The organism is Microvirga soli (genome assembly GCF_016734765.1).
GTDB lineage: Bacteria > Pseudomonadota > Alphaproteobacteria > Rhizobiales > Beijerinckiaceae > Microvirga > Microvirga soli.
Genome location: NZ_JAERQE010000013.1, coordinates 117,803 through 133,260 on the forward strand (window position 1 = coordinate 117,803; position 15,458 = coordinate 133,260).

12 protein-coding genes are annotated in these 15,458 nt (G+C 64.5%); 4 read left to right on the forward strand and 8 right to left on the reverse strand.

What is annotated here, in order from left to right:
* The first annotated feature begins 5 nt into the window (after positions 1-5).
* The 3 genes from JKL45_RS13635 (at position 6) to mutL (ending at position 4,965) form a co-directional block, all read left to right on the forward strand.
* Complete coding sequence (locus tag JKL45_RS13635) at positions 6-1,283, forward strand: M16 family metallopeptidase (protein WP_201861687.1); 1,278 nt, start codon at positions 6-8, stop codon at positions 1,281-1,283.
* Between the two features lie 257 nt (positions 1,284-1,540).
* Entirely contained in the window at positions 1,541-2,857 is a 1,317-nt protein-coding gene (locus JKL45_RS13640) for a phosphoglucose isomerase-related protein (RefSeq protein ID WP_201861688.1), read from the forward strand.
* A 263-nt stretch (positions 2,858-3,120) separates the two neighbouring features.
* Positions 3,121-4,965 (forward strand): DNA mismatch repair endonuclease MutL, encoded by a 1,845-nt coding sequence (gene mutL, locus JKL45_RS13645; RefSeq protein WP_201861689.1) that lies wholly within the window; start codon positions 3,121-3,123, stop codon positions 4,963-4,965.
* Between the two features lie 68 nt (positions 4,966-5,033).
* On the opposite strand, the gene JKL45_RS13650 is transcribed toward mutL, so the two are convergent.
* The 7 genes from JKL45_RS13650 to JKL45_RS13680 form a co-directional block, all read right to left on the reverse strand.
* Positions 5,034-5,336 (reverse strand): hypothetical protein, encoded by a 303-nt coding sequence (locus JKL45_RS13650; RefSeq protein ID WP_201861691.1) that lies wholly within the window; start codon positions 5,334-5,336, stop codon positions 5,034-5,036.
* Between the two features lie 85 nt (positions 5,337-5,421).
* Positions 5,422-5,826, reverse strand: coding sequence for a PilZ domain-containing protein (locus JKL45_RS13655; protein ID WP_201861693.1), 405 nt, complete (start codon positions 5,824-5,826; stop codon positions 5,422-5,424).
* A 166-nt stretch (positions 5,827-5,992) separates the two neighbouring features.
* Positions 5,993-7,036, reverse strand: a complete 1,044-nt coding sequence (gene mgrA, locus JKL45_RS13660) for an L-glyceraldehyde 3-phosphate reductase (RefSeq protein ID WP_201861695.1) — start codon at positions 7,034-7,036, stop codon at positions 5,993-5,995.
* A 209-nt stretch (positions 7,037-7,245) separates the two neighbouring features.
* Positions 7,246-8,289 (reverse strand): zinc-dependent alcohol dehydrogenase family protein, encoded by a 1,044-nt coding sequence (locus JKL45_RS13665; protein ID WP_201861697.1) that lies wholly within the window; start codon positions 8,287-8,289, stop codon positions 7,246-7,248.
* Between the two features lie 262 nt (positions 8,290-8,551).
* Complete coding sequence (locus tag JKL45_RS13670; RefSeq protein ID WP_201861699.1) at positions 8,552-10,975, reverse strand: calcium-binding protein; 2,424 nt, start codon at positions 10,973-10,975, stop codon at positions 8,552-8,554.
* A 115-nt stretch (positions 10,976-11,090) separates the two neighbouring features.
* A complete protein-coding gene (rsmD, locus tag JKL45_RS13675) occupies positions 11,091-11,648 on the reverse strand; it encodes a 16S rRNA (guanine(966)-N(2))-methyltransferase RsmD (protein ID WP_201861701.1) in 558 nt (185 codons plus the stop codon).
* 13 nt (positions 11,649-11,661) lie between these two features.
* Entirely contained in the window at positions 11,662-13,872 is a 2,211-nt protein-coding gene (locus JKL45_RS13680) for a pseudouridine synthase (protein WP_201861703.1), read from the reverse strand.
* A gap of 57 nt (positions 13,873-13,929) precedes the next feature.
* Here JKL45_RS13680 and JKL45_RS13685 point away from each other — a divergent pair, with 57 nt between their 5' ends.
* The gene (locus JKL45_RS13685; protein WP_201861710.1) at positions 13,930-14,406 is read left to right on the forward strand and encodes a nucleoside deaminase; all 477 of its coding nucleotides are present in this window, start codon (positions 13,930-13,932) and stop codon (positions 14,404-14,406) included.
* Between the two features lie 14 nt (positions 14,407-14,420).
* Here the strand turns inward: JKL45_RS13685 and JKL45_RS29945 are convergent, their stop codons facing one another.
* Positions 14,421-15,308: a calcium-binding protein gene (locus tag JKL45_RS29945; protein WP_201861712.1), complete on the reverse strand. Its 888-nt coding sequence runs from the start codon at positions 15,306-15,308 to the stop codon at positions 14,421-14,423.
* Between the last annotated feature and the right edge of the window lie 150 nt (positions 15,309-15,458).

Below are 15,458 nucleotides of genomic sequence, written 5' to 3' on the forward strand. Positions count from 1 at the left end.
TCACAATGACAGCTTCTGTCGAAACCCTGTCCTCGTCTCCGACCCAGGTGAAGGCGCTGACCTCACCGGGCGGCGTCGAGGCTTGGCATGTCGAGTCCGATGTGGTGCCGCTCATCGCCGTCTCGTTCATCTTCGAGGGCGGCTCGGCGCATGATCCGGCGGACAAGCCGGGTGTCGCGCAGATGCTCGCGCGCCTGCTCGACGAGGGTGCCGGCGATTATGATTCCGACGCCTTCCAGGAGCGCCTGGCTGCGCGCGCCATCGAGCTGTCCTTCAATGCCGGCAATGATGCGCTCGGCGGCTCCCTGAAGACGCTGGTCAAGCATGCGGACGAAGCCTTTGAGCTGATGCGCCTAGCGCTGGCCGAGCCGCGCTTCGATCAGGATTCCATCGAACGCGTGCGGGCTCAGACGATTGCCGGCCTGAAATACCAGCAGAACGATCCCGGCGTGATGGCGACCCGCCGTTTCTTCGAGGAAGGCTTTGCCGGTCATCCTTACGGCCGCCCAACGTCTGGCACACCCGAGAGCGTCGCGGCGATCACGCGGGATGATCTCGTGGCCATGCACCGGGCGATCATCGCCCGCGGACGCGTCAAGGTCGCGGTGGTCGGCGCCATCGGGGCCGACAATCTGTCGGCGCTGCTCGACAGGGTGTTCGGCTCTCTTCCTGAAGCGAAGGCTCTCGGAATCATCGAGCCCGCGACGCTGCAGAAGACCGGTTCGCGCATCGTAGTCGATCTCGACGTGCCGCAATCGGTCATTCGCTTCGGCATGAACGGCATTGCCTGGAGCGATCCGGGCTTTATCCCGGCCTATGTGCTCAACCACATCCTGGGTGGCGGCGCCTTCACGTCTCGCCTGTTCCAGGAGGTGCGCGAGAAGCGCGGCCTCGCCTACAGCGTCGGCACATCGCTGGTGAGCTACCGCTCCGCCGCCATGACCTGGGGCTATACGGCCACCAAGAACGAGCGCGTGGTTGAGGCTCTCGATGTCATCACCGGTGAGATGGCGAAGCTCACGAGCGAAGGCCCCTCCGACGAGGAGTTGCAGAAGGCCAAAGACTACCTCATCGGCTCCTATGCGCTCGGCTTCGACACCTCGACCAAGATTGCCCATACGTTGGCCCAGATCGCCTTCGAGGGGCTCGGTATCGACTATATCGGCCGCCGCAACGCCCTCGTCGGCGCAGTCACGCAGGCCGATATCCGCAAGGCCGCCGAGCGCATCTTTGGCGATGGCCAGATGCTGACGGTGATCGCGGGACGGCCCACCGGCGTGTGAGGCCACGCCTGACGGTCGGTCATGTGCTGCGGTCGTCGGGCAGAATAACGAGCGGGTGTCCCCTCTGAGCAGTGGCATTCCGGCTTAAAGCATCGGACGTGCGTCCGATTTCACGTCCGATGCTTTAGCTATTTGAATTGACGCATCTTTCCACGCAAAACCGGTGCCCACTTTTGCGTTCGATGCTCTAGCCCTAGCCGTGCCCCCCTGTGTGCCCTAATCTTGCGCTCCAACTTGCAACGAGTCGGAGTACGCCTATGCCCCTGCAGCAATCGATCGATCTTGCCCTGGATGCCAATATCGGGGAGGGCGGTCTGTCGCAGGCAGCGCTGGATGAGGCGCTCGGGCTCGTCGGCCAGGCTATGAAGCGGCTGGCGGAAGACGATTCTTCGGGGCGTCTGCCGCTGCTCCATATGCCCCGCACCACGGACGATCTGGCGAGCATCCGCGAGGCGGCCACCTTCCTGCGCGACGATGCCACCGACGTGGTGTTCCTTGGTACAGGCGGATCGAGCCTCGGCGGCCAGACCCTGGCCCAGCTGAAGGATTACGCGGTGCCGGGTGCCGGGCGCTTCACCGAGAGCCCCCGAGTGCACTTCCTCGACAATCTCGATCCCGTCACCTTCGACCGGGTGCTGCACAAGCTGCCGCTCTCCTCGACCAAATTCGTGTCGATCTCGAAGTCCGGCGGCACGGGCGAGACCCTGATGCAGACGATTGCCGTGCTCACGGCCCTCGACAAGGCGGGCCTGAGTGCGCACCCAAAGGACGTGTTCTTGGGCCTGTCCGAGCCGCGCAAGGATGGCAGCCGAAATGCGCTGCGCGATCTGCTGGAGCCCGAGGGCGTGCGCTTTCTCGAGCATCACACCGGCATCGGCGGGCGTTACTCGGTGCTCACCAATGTGGGCCTGCTGCCGGCAGCCGTCCTCGGCCTCGACATTGCGGCGATCCGTCAGGGGGCTGCTGACGCCTACGAACCCTTCCGCAACGGCGCTTCCGCCAAGGATGCGCCGGCGGCGCTCGGTGCGGCCCTCAACGTGGCCATGGCCCGTAACGGCAAGGGCATCACCGTGGCGATGGGCTATGCGGATCGGCTCGAGCGCTTCACCCGTTGGTGGGTGCAGCTCTGGGCCGAGAGCGTCGGCAAGGACGGCCACGGCACCCAGCCGGTAGCGGCCATTGGCCCGGTGGACCAGCACAGCCAACTCCAGCTCTACCTCGCGGGCCCCAACGACAAGCTCTTCACGGTCATGACCACGGGCGTGGCGGGCAAGGGGCCGCTCATGGACGAGAAGCTCGCCAAGCGGGCCGGCGAGCCGGGCTTCGGCGGCAAGCATATCGGCGATCTGGTGGCCGCGCAGGGCCGCGCCACCGCCGACACCCTGGCCAAGAATGGCCGTCCGACCCGCCAGATCCATATCGAAAAGCTCGACGAGCGCGCGGTCGGCGAAATCCTCATGCATTTCATGCTGGAGACGATCCTCGCCGGCTACGCCCTGGGGGTCGATCCGTTCGATCAGCCTGCGGTGGAAGAGGGCAAGATCCTGGCGAAGCAGTACCTCGCGCAGGGCTGAGGAGCGGCCATTGCCGAGAGGTGGTCATCCCGGGGCCGCGCAGCGGAACCCGGGATCGTCAGCCGAGAGCGGCGCAAGAGCCCTCCTCCCAACAAGGGGGAGGGGGAGGAGCACCCTATCCTGTACCCGATCCCGGATCGGCTGACGCCGTCCGGGATGACGACGCTGGTAAGTGAGCAGGGGAATAACGTCGCGCGTTCTGGTTTCTGCCGCCTTCAACGCCTATCTTCCCTTCATCCGAATCCTTGAGACCCGCAATCCTCATGCATGTGCGCCGCCTCGATCCCATCCTCGTCGACCGCATCGCTGCGGGCGAGGTTGTCGAGCGCCCGGCGGCGGCCGTGAAGGAGCTGGTTGAGAATGCGGTCGATGCGGGCGCCACCTCCATCGAAATCACCGTGGAGGCAGGCGGGCGCCGCCTGATCCGCATCGTCGATGACGGCCGGGGCATGACGCCCGAGGATCTGGAGCTGGCCGTCGAACGCCACGCGACCTCGAAGCTTCCGGACGGCGACCTGTTCGCCATCAACACATTGGGTTTCCGGGGCGAGGCGCTGCCCTCCATCGGCGCGGTGGCGCGGCTCTCCATCGTGTCGCGGACAGTTGAGGCCGAGACCGGCAGCGCCATCGTGGTGGAAGCGGGCATCAAGAGCCCGGTGCGGCCTGCACCTGCGCCCAAGGGCACCCGCGTGGAAGTGACGGACCTGTTCTCCGCTACGCCCGCGCGCCTAAAGTTTCTGAAGAGCGACCGCTCGGAGGCGCAGGCCGTGGCGGAGATCGTCAAGCGGCTCGCCATCGCGCATCCCACTGTTCGCTTCACCCTGTCGGGCGAGCACATCACGGCGTTCACCTATCCGCCGGAGGAGCCCGGCGAACACGGCTTCCTGCGCCGCCTCTCACGGGTGCTGGGGTCTGAGTTCCACGAGAACGCCATGGCGATCGGCGTGGAGCGCGAGGGCGTGCGGCTGAGCGGTTTCGCGAGCCTGCCGACCTATCACCGCGGCACCGGCACGGCGATCCATTTCGTGGTCAACGGCAGGCCTGTGCGCGACAAGCTGCTGCTCGGCGCCGTGCGCGGCGCCTATGCGGATGTGATGGCGTCGGACCGGCACCCGGTGCTCGCCGTCATGATCGATCTCGATCCGCGCAGCGTCGACGTGAACGTGCATCCGGCCAAGACCGAGGTGCGCTTCCGCGATCCCGCTTTCGTGCGCGGCTTCGTGGTCGGAGCGCTGAAGGAGGCCATCACCCGCTACGCGTTCAGGGCCTCCTCGACCGGCGGCACACGCACGCTCGAGAGCCTGCGCCCGCAAGGCGCGGTGCCCCTGCGCCCGGCCTATCCGCACCGCGCCCATGCGATCCGCCCCACTGGCGCCTTCGCGAACTGGCAGGCACCGCTCGATGCGCCGGAGGCATCCTACACATCGGGCCTTTCTGAGCGGCAGGCGAGCCTGCCCGATCTTGCGATGCCCTCCGCCGACAGCCGCGCAACGCTGCATGAGATGGAGCCGCAGGCAGAGGAATCGCCCCTCGGTGCCGCACGCGCGCAGCTGCATGGCACCTATATCGTGACGCAGACGCAGGACGGCATCGTCATCGTCGACCAGCATGCGGCGCATGAGCGCCTTGTCTATGAGCGGCTGAAGCGGGAGCGTGCCTCATCGGGCATCGCCCGGCAATTGCTGCTCATTCCCGAAGTGGTCGATCTCGATCCTGTGGATGCGGACCGCGTTCTGTCGGAGGCGTCCTCCCTCGAGAGCCTCGGCCTCGTGGTCGAGCCGTTCGGTCACGGCGCGCTGCTCGTGCGCGAGGTGCCGTCCGCGCTGGCAGGCGGTCGCATCAAGGCGCTGGTGCAGGATGTGGCCGATGCGCTCGCCGAATGGGGGCAGGGCGCTTCAAGCCCACTGGAGGAGCGGCTCGATGCGGTTCTCTCGCGCATGTCCTGCCACGGCTCGATCCGCGCCGGGCGGCGCCTGCGGCCGGAGGAGATGAACGCGCTCCTGCGTGAGATGGAGGCGACGCCGCTCTCAGGCCAGTGCAACCACGGGCGTCCGACTTACGTGGAACTGAAGTTGAGCGACATCGAGCGCCTGTTCGGCCGGCGATAGGTTGGCTCAAGGTTAACCTGGGACCTAGGTGATCAGGCGCTGGCAAACCTGATCAAAAGGGTTTGCCGCTAACAGACGAACCATTCCTCACACATGAACTCTGACACGCACTTCTTGTCTGCGATGTCGTAGTAAGCCGTGTCGTCTTTCATCTGCCGCTTGCACTTTCGGTCATGCGAGCCGGGATAGGTGCAGACATAGGGAAGATTGTCGCTGGGCTTGAAGCCGCTCGGTCTCAGCTTTCCTCCGACCCGCGTACAATCGGATTGCCTGCTGATCGCCTGCTCGGCCCCGGATGACGGGGTTATGGGCGCAATCTGCAAAGTGCTGGTGGCAACGAGGACGATCAGAAGCTTACGAGAATAGGACATCGGCTTCCCCCAATTCGAGAGGAGGCAAGCATGGCAATAAAGTTTCGTCAATGGCCCTGTACGTATTGGCAGACGGGTCGGTTGGTCAGATATTTGTCTGCCAGAGCTTGAGGCTCTTGCGCATCGGCTTGGCGGCCAGATGCGCCGGCATGGCGGCCTGATCGAGGCAATCCTCGAAGCTGGGGGTGCGAGGCGCTTCCACGCTCATGCCCGCGTCAGCATCATCCGAGCTGAACGCGATCCCGGCGAAAGCACCCCGGCGCCAGCACACCCGCGCCCGGCGGACCTGCAGGTCGTGGGCCGCGATGAACAGCTCGAAGGTCTCGGGCAGGTCCATCTGCGGCTTCAGGGCGATCCTGGCGCCGCCGGTCGAGATGTCCTTCACCGTGCACGGGATCATCGCGTCAGGCCCCAGCAGGATCTGCGCCGGATGTTGGGCAGGAAAGCGCCTGGCGTGCCGGCGGTTGTCGGAGGCAGTGACGGAGACCATGGAAGCGACCCGGGACAAATGGCCAATGAAGCTTTGCATTAACCATTTGTTAACCGGCTTCTCAAGTCCCTCGAAAGGGGTATCCCCGAAGAGACTGGGGATTGCGGTCTGTGCTGGAGCATCAAATCGATCCCAAAAGTGCAGATCCACTTTTGGGATCGATGCTTCAACGCGACGGACCCTTCCGTTCCGCCGAGGCCGCCCAGATGTTCAGGTTGCCCTCACCGGCGAAGCGGTCGATCTCGGCAAGCTCCTCCGGGGTGAAGGACAGGTTCTTGAGCGCGCCGACGCAATCGACGACCTGCTCGGGACGGCTCGCGCCGATGAGCGCCGAGGTCACGCGTCCGCCGCGCAACACCCAGGCGAGCGCCATCTGGGCCAGCGTCTGCCCCCGTCGCTCGGCGATGCTGTTGAGGCTGCGGATGCGCGCAAGGTTGTCCTCGTTCAGGAAAGTGGTGCGCAGGGACTTGCCCTGCGCGGCGCGGCTCTCTTCGGGAATGCCGTTCAGGTATTTCGTGGTCAGCATGCCCTGAGCCAGCGGCGAGAACACGATGGAGCCCATGCCTGCATCGTCGAGGGTGTCGAGCAGGCCATCCTCCTCGATCCAGCGGTTGAGCATGGAATAGCTCGGCTGGTGGATGATGCAGGGCGTCCTCAGCTCGCGCAGGATCGCCACGGCCTCGCGGGTGCGCTGGCTGTTGTAGGACGAGAGGCCCACATAAAGCGCCTTGCCTTGCCGCACTGCCGAGTCCAGGGCCAGCATGGTCTCTTCCAGCGGCGTGTCCGGATCGAAGCGGTGGGAATAGAAGATGTCCACATAATCGGCGCCTAAGCGCTTGAGGCTCTGGTCGAGGCTGGAGAGCACATATTTGCGGCTGCCCCACTCACCGTAAGGACCCGGCCACATGCGGTAGCCGGCCTTGGTGGAGATCACCAGCTCATCGCGAAGCCCGTGGAACTCGCTGCGCAGGATCTCGCCGAACAGGGTTTCCGCCGAGCCCGGAGGCGGCCCGTAATTGTTGGCGAGATCGAAGTGCGTGATGCCGAGGTCGAACGCCGTGCGGCAGATCTCCCGCGCAGTGGCGGCCGATTTGTCCTCGCCGAAATTGTGCCAGAGCCCCAATGAGATCGCCGGCAGCAGCAGCCCGCTATGGCCGCACCGGTTGTAGATCATCGAGTCGTAGCGGTTGGCGGCAGGCAGGTAGGCCATCGGATTCTCCAGCGCAGCAACGGGACTGAAGGCTTACATAGCGCGGCCGATGTTTGTTCAACAACACGGGCGCAGGATGTGGCTCTCTTTCCCTCCCCCTTGTGGGGAGGGATTAAGGGTGGGGGTGTGTGCACCAACATCTCAGAACGTAGCGCCGGCACCCCCACCTCCAACTCCTCCCTACAAGGGGGAGGAGGGCAGGTCGTGGATCATTCGAAACGCGTGACGACGCTGATGCCGAGCCCCTCGAACCGGTCCATGGCCATGAGGGCGGCGGGCGCCTCGTCCAGGCTCAGATGCTTGCCGACCAGCTTCTGCGGGGTGAGCTTGCCGGTGCGGATCATCGCCATCATGTCGTGGTAGCGGAAGGCCTGCATGCCGTGGCTGCCGTAGATCTCCAGTTCATGCGCGATGATCTGCGCCATCGGCACGGAGGCGCGGGCATGATCGCCCACCATCAGCCCAACCTGCACGTGACGCCCGCGACGACGCAAATTGGCGATGGAGTTGAAGCAGGTGGCCGGATGCCCCAGCGCATCCACCGACACATGCGCGCCGCCTTTCGTAATCTCCCTCACGGCGCCGATCACGTCGGCGGAATCGCGGGCATTGATCGTCGCGACCGCACCCATCTCGCGCGCGAAGGCAAGCTTCTCGTCGGTCAAATCGATGGCGATCACGTTTGCCCCCATGGCGCTGGCGATCATGATGGCCGAGAGCCCGACGCCGCCGCAGCCGTGCATCGCCACCCATTCGCCGGGCTTCACCCGGCCCTGGTCGACGATGGCGCGGAACGACGTGACAAAGCGGCAGCCGAGGCTGGCCGCGGTGGCAAAATCCAGTTCCTCGGGAAGCGCCACGAGGTTCGTGTCCGCGTAGTCCACCGCCACATATTCCGCGAACGACCCCCAGGCCGTGAAGCCCGGCTGGAATTGCTGTTCGCAGACCTGGTGGTTGCCCGAGTTGCATTCGTGGCAATGTCCGCATCCGCCGACGAACGGCACCGTGACACGGTCGCCCTTCTTCCAGCGCGTTACCTGCTTGCCGGTGGCAAGAACGGTGCCGGCGAGTTCGTGCCCCGGCACATGCGGCAAAACCACGTCGGGATCATGTCCCATCCAGCCATGCCAGTCGCTCCGGCACAGGCCCGTCGCCTCCACCTTGATCACGACGCCCTCCGCCGAGGGCGTCGGATCCGGCACGTTCTGCACGCGCGGTGGCTGACCGAATTGCTCGAAGAGAACCGCTTTCATGATGAACCCTTCCTCGGTGACGTGTGAAGAGGCGGTATAGCGGCCGCTTAAAGGGAGGGCAAATGCTTACATGATCATGCAGGCGCGCTCTTGCGCCTCCACTGTCATCCCCGCGCAGGCGGGGATCCATAAACACCACGCTTCAGAAGAGGACGGGCAGCGTCCCACCTGGTTCTGCCCCGTCAGCGGTTATGGATCCCGGGCTCTGCTATGCGGCCCCGGGATGACAGTGAGGGTGAAAGGTGGTCGCGCTCTATGTCGATCAAATCACGAAGAAGTCGTGATAGGTCAGCTTGAGGTTTTTCGACAAGGTGGCGATCTTCACCTGAGCCTTCGAGCCGGTGCCGTCCTGGTCGTAATAGAGCGCCCCCGTCTTGCTGTCATAGACGATGCGGTCCTCCCGATCCTGCGCGGCATTGCCCTTCACGAACATGTCCGACTTGAACTTCACGCCCTTCGACGAGTCCCTTCCGAGCTTGGTGAAAATCTTGTTCTCGAGTTGAATGGAGTCATACTTCGTGCTGAAGTCGTATATCCGGTCCACGTTCTTGGTCTTGCTGAGCTTCGTGTCGAACACGAACACGTCCTTGCCCGTTCCGCTACCGCCATAGAGCCTGTCGTTTCCGGAGCCGCCATAAAGCGTGTCATTGCCGGCATCGCCGTAGACGCGGTCGTCACCGGAAGAGGCCTTGATCACATCATGGCCGCCGAGGCCCTTGAGCGTGTTCTTGCCGGTATGCCCGAGGATCTCGTTGGCCGTGTCGGAGCCTGTGAGATTGGCGGATGTCTTCGAGGAAATGCCGGAAAGCCGCAACACTTCGATGTGGGCATCGGCCTTCAACGCATAGCTCCCGCCGACGATCACCGTATCGCGGCCCTCATCGGCAGCTTCTTCGACAACATCTCCCGATTTGACGGTGTAGGTGTCATCGCCGCCGCGGGCCGTGAGGAGCGCGGAGCCATTGCCGGTGAAGATATCGGCATGACTTGAGCCGATCACGCCTTCGATGCTGATGAAGATGTCGCCGTCCGGGCTTGCGCCAGTGGCGAGATTGACCGTGACGCCTGAGGCTGCGCTGGCGTAGGACGCGAAATCGAAGCCGTCACCACCATCCAGAGTATCGGCACCTGCACCGCCATCGAGGGTGTTGCCGAATTTGTTGCCTCTCAGGGTGTTCCTCAACTCGTTGCCGGTTGCGTTCACGCCTTGAAGGTCTGCCGCGAGAATAAGGGTTTCGATCCCGTTGGCCATGGTATAGCGTTCGCCGGAGATCAGGATGACGGTATCGTTCGACCCGGAGCTGTCCTCGATCACGTCCGAGGCGTTGGCCTTGTAGGTGTCGTTCCCGGCCCCGCCTATGAGAATATCGCGACCGGCGCCGCCATCAAGGATGTCATCGCCCGTGCCTCCTGCAAGCGTGTCGTTGAAGGCGGTGCCGATATACTGGTCGTCCCGGTTCGTACCCGTCAGAGAAACCGCTTCGGTTCGCGGATCGACGATCTGGATGCCGTTTGAAAGATGCACGGCAATGCGCCCGTCAGCCAGCAGCGACAATCCCTTAACTGAGAACTTTCCCTCTGCGGCTGGCTCACTCACGAGCAACTTGTCGCTCACACGTTCCCCATCTGCGTTGAAGATCGCCAAGCGAACTTCCGAGTTCAGAGGGAAATCGTTCGGAACGACTTGAGCGGCAAGCGCAAAGCCGCCGCCCGGAAGAGCGAGAATATCAGGAGTGCCGACCGAAGCAGCATCCTGAGCGCTCGGGTAGAAAGCTAAGGGTCCAGTGTTAGTGTTAGCCGTGCCGTCAGAGTTGTAGACTTGAAACTCGACCGTGACCTCTGGTTCGGTACCGCTCTCATCGATCCCACCTTTCTCAGTCCAAGTGACAACGAAGCGACCATCTTCAAGAGCGGTTACCTCGATTGATTTCAGGTCCGAAGGCGCCACGACTGGGATGGAAAACGGACCTGACCGAGTGGGGTTCTGCGCATCTGATGTGTCCAGGATGTAAAAATGGTTTGCTGTTGTGCTCCCACGAACCACAGCGACCACATGGCCGTTCGAAAGAACCGTCAGATCAACTACGGATCCAAAATCGGGATTGCTGGATATATCGGCTGCAAATGTAGGGCCGAGGCTCACGGGATTTGAGAGAGTGCCATTCGCTCCCACGATGCGTACAAAGGCTTCGCCTGCATAGCTTCGATAAGCAACGGCAAGTGTGCCATCGCCAAGGCTGAGGATGTCGTCGGAGGCGTGAACACCATCCGCATATGATGGGGTAAGCTTCAGGCCGGCGATGGGGCGGGCTGAACCGAGAGGCTGCAGGTCGGCCCCATAGAGACTCAGCCACGCGACGCCATATTGAGCGCTATTGCTGTGACGCATGGACCACGTGATGGCGATACGCCCATCCGGGAGTTCTGCTGCAACGGGGTTCAGGACATACCGGTCGAAGTGAGTGGCGTTCGCCTCGGTCGTGTAGTCACTGGGCACGTCAAGGGTCTTCTCCTCCTTGAGCGTTCCATCCGCATTATAGACCCATGCTTTGAATCCGGATTCGTCCCACACTGTGCCGATCCGGCTGAGTACCAGGAATGTGCCGTTGCTGAGCGCTGTCACATGAGGGTTTCGGAGGCCAGCGGGAAGACTGATCTGGGATCCCCAGAGAAACGGTTCGGCCATGGCGATCCCCATCGCAGTCATAACATGGCGCCCTTCGGCGCAGTGACGCAATGTTATGCAGAATCAGCGATAGGACAACCGTCTTGTGAAACCGTGCTGTCGCAGGGCGAAACGATCACCCCATGAACCGCCCGAACACCACCTTGGTCTCTCCGTAATCCCGCCGCTCGATCTCCTCGAAACGCTCTGGCAGCGTGACTTCAACGCCCTGCGCTTCCTCCACGATCACGAGCGCATCGGGCACGAGCCAGCCGCCTTCGGCGCAGGAACGCAGGGCCTTTGGCGCGAGATCCCGGCCGTAGGGTGGGTCGCAGAACACCAGGGAGAAGGGCGCGTTCGGTGCAGCTTCTCCCATGCGCGTGGCATCGCGGCGGAAGAGGCGGGTGGCACCGCCGGCGCCGAGCGCTTCCACGTTCTCGCGGATGATGCCGCGGGCCTGCGCGCCATCGTCGACGAAGAGCGCGAAGGCGGCGCCGCGCGAGAGCGCTTCCAACCCTAAGGCGCCGGTGCCGGCGAACAGGTCGAGCACGCGCGCGCCCTCGAGGGGATCGTCATAGGAATGCTCGAGGATGTTGAAGAGCGTCTCGCGCAGGCGGTCCGAGGTCGGGCGGATGGCGTCCGAGCTCGGCCCTTTGAGCGAGCGGCCGCGCCAGCGCCCGCCCACGATTCTCATGGCCTAATCCCTGTCAGCGGCGGCCGCGCGGGCCGCCCTTGGAGCCACCTTTGAAGCCGCCCTTCGAGGCGCCTCCCTTGGATGCACCTCTGGGGCCGCCTTTGAAGCCACCGCCGGCACCGCCTCTCGGCCCACCGCGAGACGGTCCATCGCCGCGCGGAGGGCCGCGACGGGGACGCTCATCGTCACCGCGAGCGCGGAATGGGCGATCTCCCTGCGGTTTGCGGGGACGGTCGTCGCCTCCCTCGCGTGCACGGAACGGACGGTCTCCCTGCGGCTTGCGAGGGCGGTCATCGCCGCCTTCGCGCGAACGGAAGGGGCGGTCGCCCTGTGGCCTGCGCGGACGATCTTCGGAACCCTCATCTCGTGAGCGGAACGGCCTGTCGCCGGCCGGACGGCGCGGGCGGTCGTCGTCGCGGCGCGGCGGACGGCTTGCGCCCTCACGCCCGCGACGGGCCGGAGTCGCATCACGATCGTCACGGCGGCGTGGGCGGTCCTCAGCCCCAGCACCGCCACGGCCCCTGCGCGGAGCAGGCGCCTCTTCTTCCTGCGGCTGGCGCACGAGGCGCTCCACCCGGACCTTGCGGCCTTCCTTGGAGGTAATCGCGCCCATGCGTTCACGCTGACGCTCACCGGCTACAGCGCGGGCCTCGCGCGGATCGGCGCCGCGGCGGGGCATCTTTCTGCTCGGCGCATCCTCGTCGGTTTCGCCGGCGCGCCACACGCTGCGCTTGGGGTCGAGGCGCGACGGGCGCTTTGCGGGCTCTTCCTCGTCACGACCGCGACGTTCGCCGTCACGGGGACGGAACGGCCGTTCGTCATCGTCGCGACGGCGGCGCGGACGCTCCTCATCGCGGCCGCGGGCGGGCCGGGCAGGGCGCTCGTCACGGTCCTGGCGCTCCTTCTTCGAGGAGCCGAAAGGCGCGATGGGCTCGCGCACCGGGCTTTCGAAATCGACCCCGGCTTCCGCAGCAAGCGCTGCGCCGAGCTGATCCTTCAGAACCTTGGTCTTCACCTCTTCCACGAGGCCGTCTTCGAGGTCGCCGAGCTGGAACGGACCGAAGGACATACGGATCAGGCGGTTCACCTGCAGACCCATATGCTCCAGGATGCGCTTGATCTCGCGGTTCTTGCCCTCGCGCAGGCCCATCGTGATCCACGCGTTGTCGCCCTGGATACGGTCGAGGCGTGCTTCGATGGGGCCGTAATCGATCCCGTCGATGGAGATGCCGTTGCGGAGCCCGTCGAGATCGGCTTGGTTGATCTCGCCGTGGGCGCGCACCTTGTAGCGACGCAGCCAGCCGGTGTCCGGATGGGCGATGACGCGGGCGAGCCCGCCGTCATTGGTGAGCAGCAGCAGCCCTTCCGTGTTGATGTCGAGCCGGCCCACCGCCACCACGCGGGGCAGATCCTCGGGCAGGTTGTCGAACACGGTGGGGCGTCCCTCCGGGTCCTTCGCCGTGGTCACGAGGCCGCGCGGCTTGTGGAACAGCCACAGGCGCGTGCGCTCCTTGGCGGGCAGGGGCTCGCCGTCCACAGTGATCGTATCAGTTGCGGTCACGTTGACGGCCGGGCTCTCCAGCACCTTGCCGTTGAGGGTCACACGACCTTCCGCGATCATCACCTCCACGTCACGGCGGGAAGCAATGCCCGCACGGGCGATCACCTTGGCAATGCGATCCTCGACCGGCTCCTGGGGCTCGGCCTGCACGGCAGGCTGCTCCTCGCGGGCGCGGCGCGGGCGATCCTCGCTCGAGCGGTCGAAACGGCGCGGACGCTCATCGCTGCCGCGGCCCCGGAAGGGGCGGTCGCCATCCTCGCGACGCGGGCGGAAGGGCTTGTCGCCTCCTTCGCCACGAGGGCGGAACGGCTTGTCCCCCGCGCTGCGGGCGCGGAATGGCTTGTCGCCGCTCTCCGTGCGCGGTCGGAACGGCTTCTTGTCGCCGCCCTCAGAGCGGCGCGGACGGTCGTCGTTGTCACGGCTGCGGAAAGGCCGGTCGCCTCCCTCGGCCCGCGGACGGAAGGGCTTGTCGCCATCGCGGCTGCGGAAAGGCTTGTCTCCGGCGTCACGGGGCTTGCGCGGGCGATCGTCGTCGCCACGGGCGCGGAAGGGACGCTCGCCGCCTTCGCGGGGCTTGCGGGGGCGGTCGCCGGATGAGGGGCGGCCACGGTCGGAGCGTCCCGGCGGACGGCCCTTGCGATTATCGTCGTTGCTGTCGGTCATGGGAGCCTGATAGCAGAGGTGCCCAAGAGAAGCGAGGGCCAAGGGAACACGAGAGCTATGGACAACGCCGATCACACGCCGCTTGATCCGGGGGAGGCCGATCCCATGAGCGTGGCCTTCGACGAGGCCCGCTCTGCTGCCGCCCGCGGCGAGGTGCCGGTGGGGGCCGTCATCGTCCGGGACGGGCGCATCGTCGCCTCCGCCGGCAACCGCCCGCGGGAGCTGCGCGACCCTTCCGCCCATGCCGAGATGCTCGCCATCCGCCGGGCCTGTGAGGCCCTCGACGACGAGCGTCTCTCCGGCTGCGATCTCTACGTGACCCTGGAACCCTGCACCATGTGCGCCGGGGCGATCTCGTTTGCCCGCATCCGCCGGGTCTATTACGCCGCCCATGATCCGAAGGGCGGGGCGGTCGACAGCGGCGTGCGCTTCTTCGACCAGCCGACCTGCCACCACGCCCCCGAGGTCTACGGCGGCATCAGGGAGAGCGAGGCCGTCGCATTGCTGCGGGAGTTTTTCGAGGAGAGGCGGTAAGGCGACTTTTGGGGCTAGATGACGAAGAAGTCGTCATGGGTGAGCTTCAGGCCCTTCTTAACCGTGGCGAACTCCAAAGCCTTGTACTTGGTGCCTGAGCCATCGGCATCGTAAGAGATCGTGCCTTTCTTCTTGCTGTAGACGATATAGTCGTTCTTGTCCTTCGCCTTTTCGTACGCGAAGACCGACTTGCTCAGCTTTGCAGGACTTGCTTCCGACCCCTTCTTTCCCAACTTGGAGAACACCTTGTTGTCGAGCCAGATCGAGTCATCCGCGACCTTGTAATCTGCAATCATGTCCCTGTTGCTGCCCTTATTCAGCTTCGTGTCGAACACGAAGATGTCGAGTCCATCGCCGCCCATCAGGCTATCGTTGCCCAGGCCGCCCCAGAGCTTGTCGTTGCCGGCCCCGCCGTCAATCATGTCTTTGCCGCCCAGACCTTTCAGCGCTTCCGAAGCAGATGTGCCGGTATGGACGTCGTTGCCGTTCGTGCCCAACCATTGATCGCTTGATGTTGGAGTAGGATCGGGATTCGGGGTTGGATTAGGCGGAGGAACGGACGTGCCGGGGACGCCAATCACTTCCACCACGTATTGTTGCCCTCGTTCGCTATCGCTCATCCAGCCCACCGCATAAGTATTGCCGGAGAGAGCGATCAGGGACGGATCCCACTGGTCTCCAGCTGTGCTGGTGCCGACATAGGTTGTGTTGGCGATGATCGTGCCATTGGCCGCAACGGCAGCGGTATAAATGTTTTCATCATCCCCGCCCACATCGACCATGAAGGCTATGGCGAAGCCGCCACTCGCAAGTGCCTTGATAACAGGTGTGCCTTCCAGAGTTCCGTTTGGCTTTGTGAAGCTGACGGCATTGCCTGCAGGGGCTCCGTCGCTGCCGAACACTTGAGCGCGGATGACACGGCTTGCTCCCTCGACACCCTCCCAGGCTACGACAAACCGGTCATTGCCGATGGGGCTAGCTGTGAGATCTAAGGAGGTTGTTCATCCCGTCTGAGGGCCTGAAGGTGGTCGTTGCGACACGAACCCCTGATG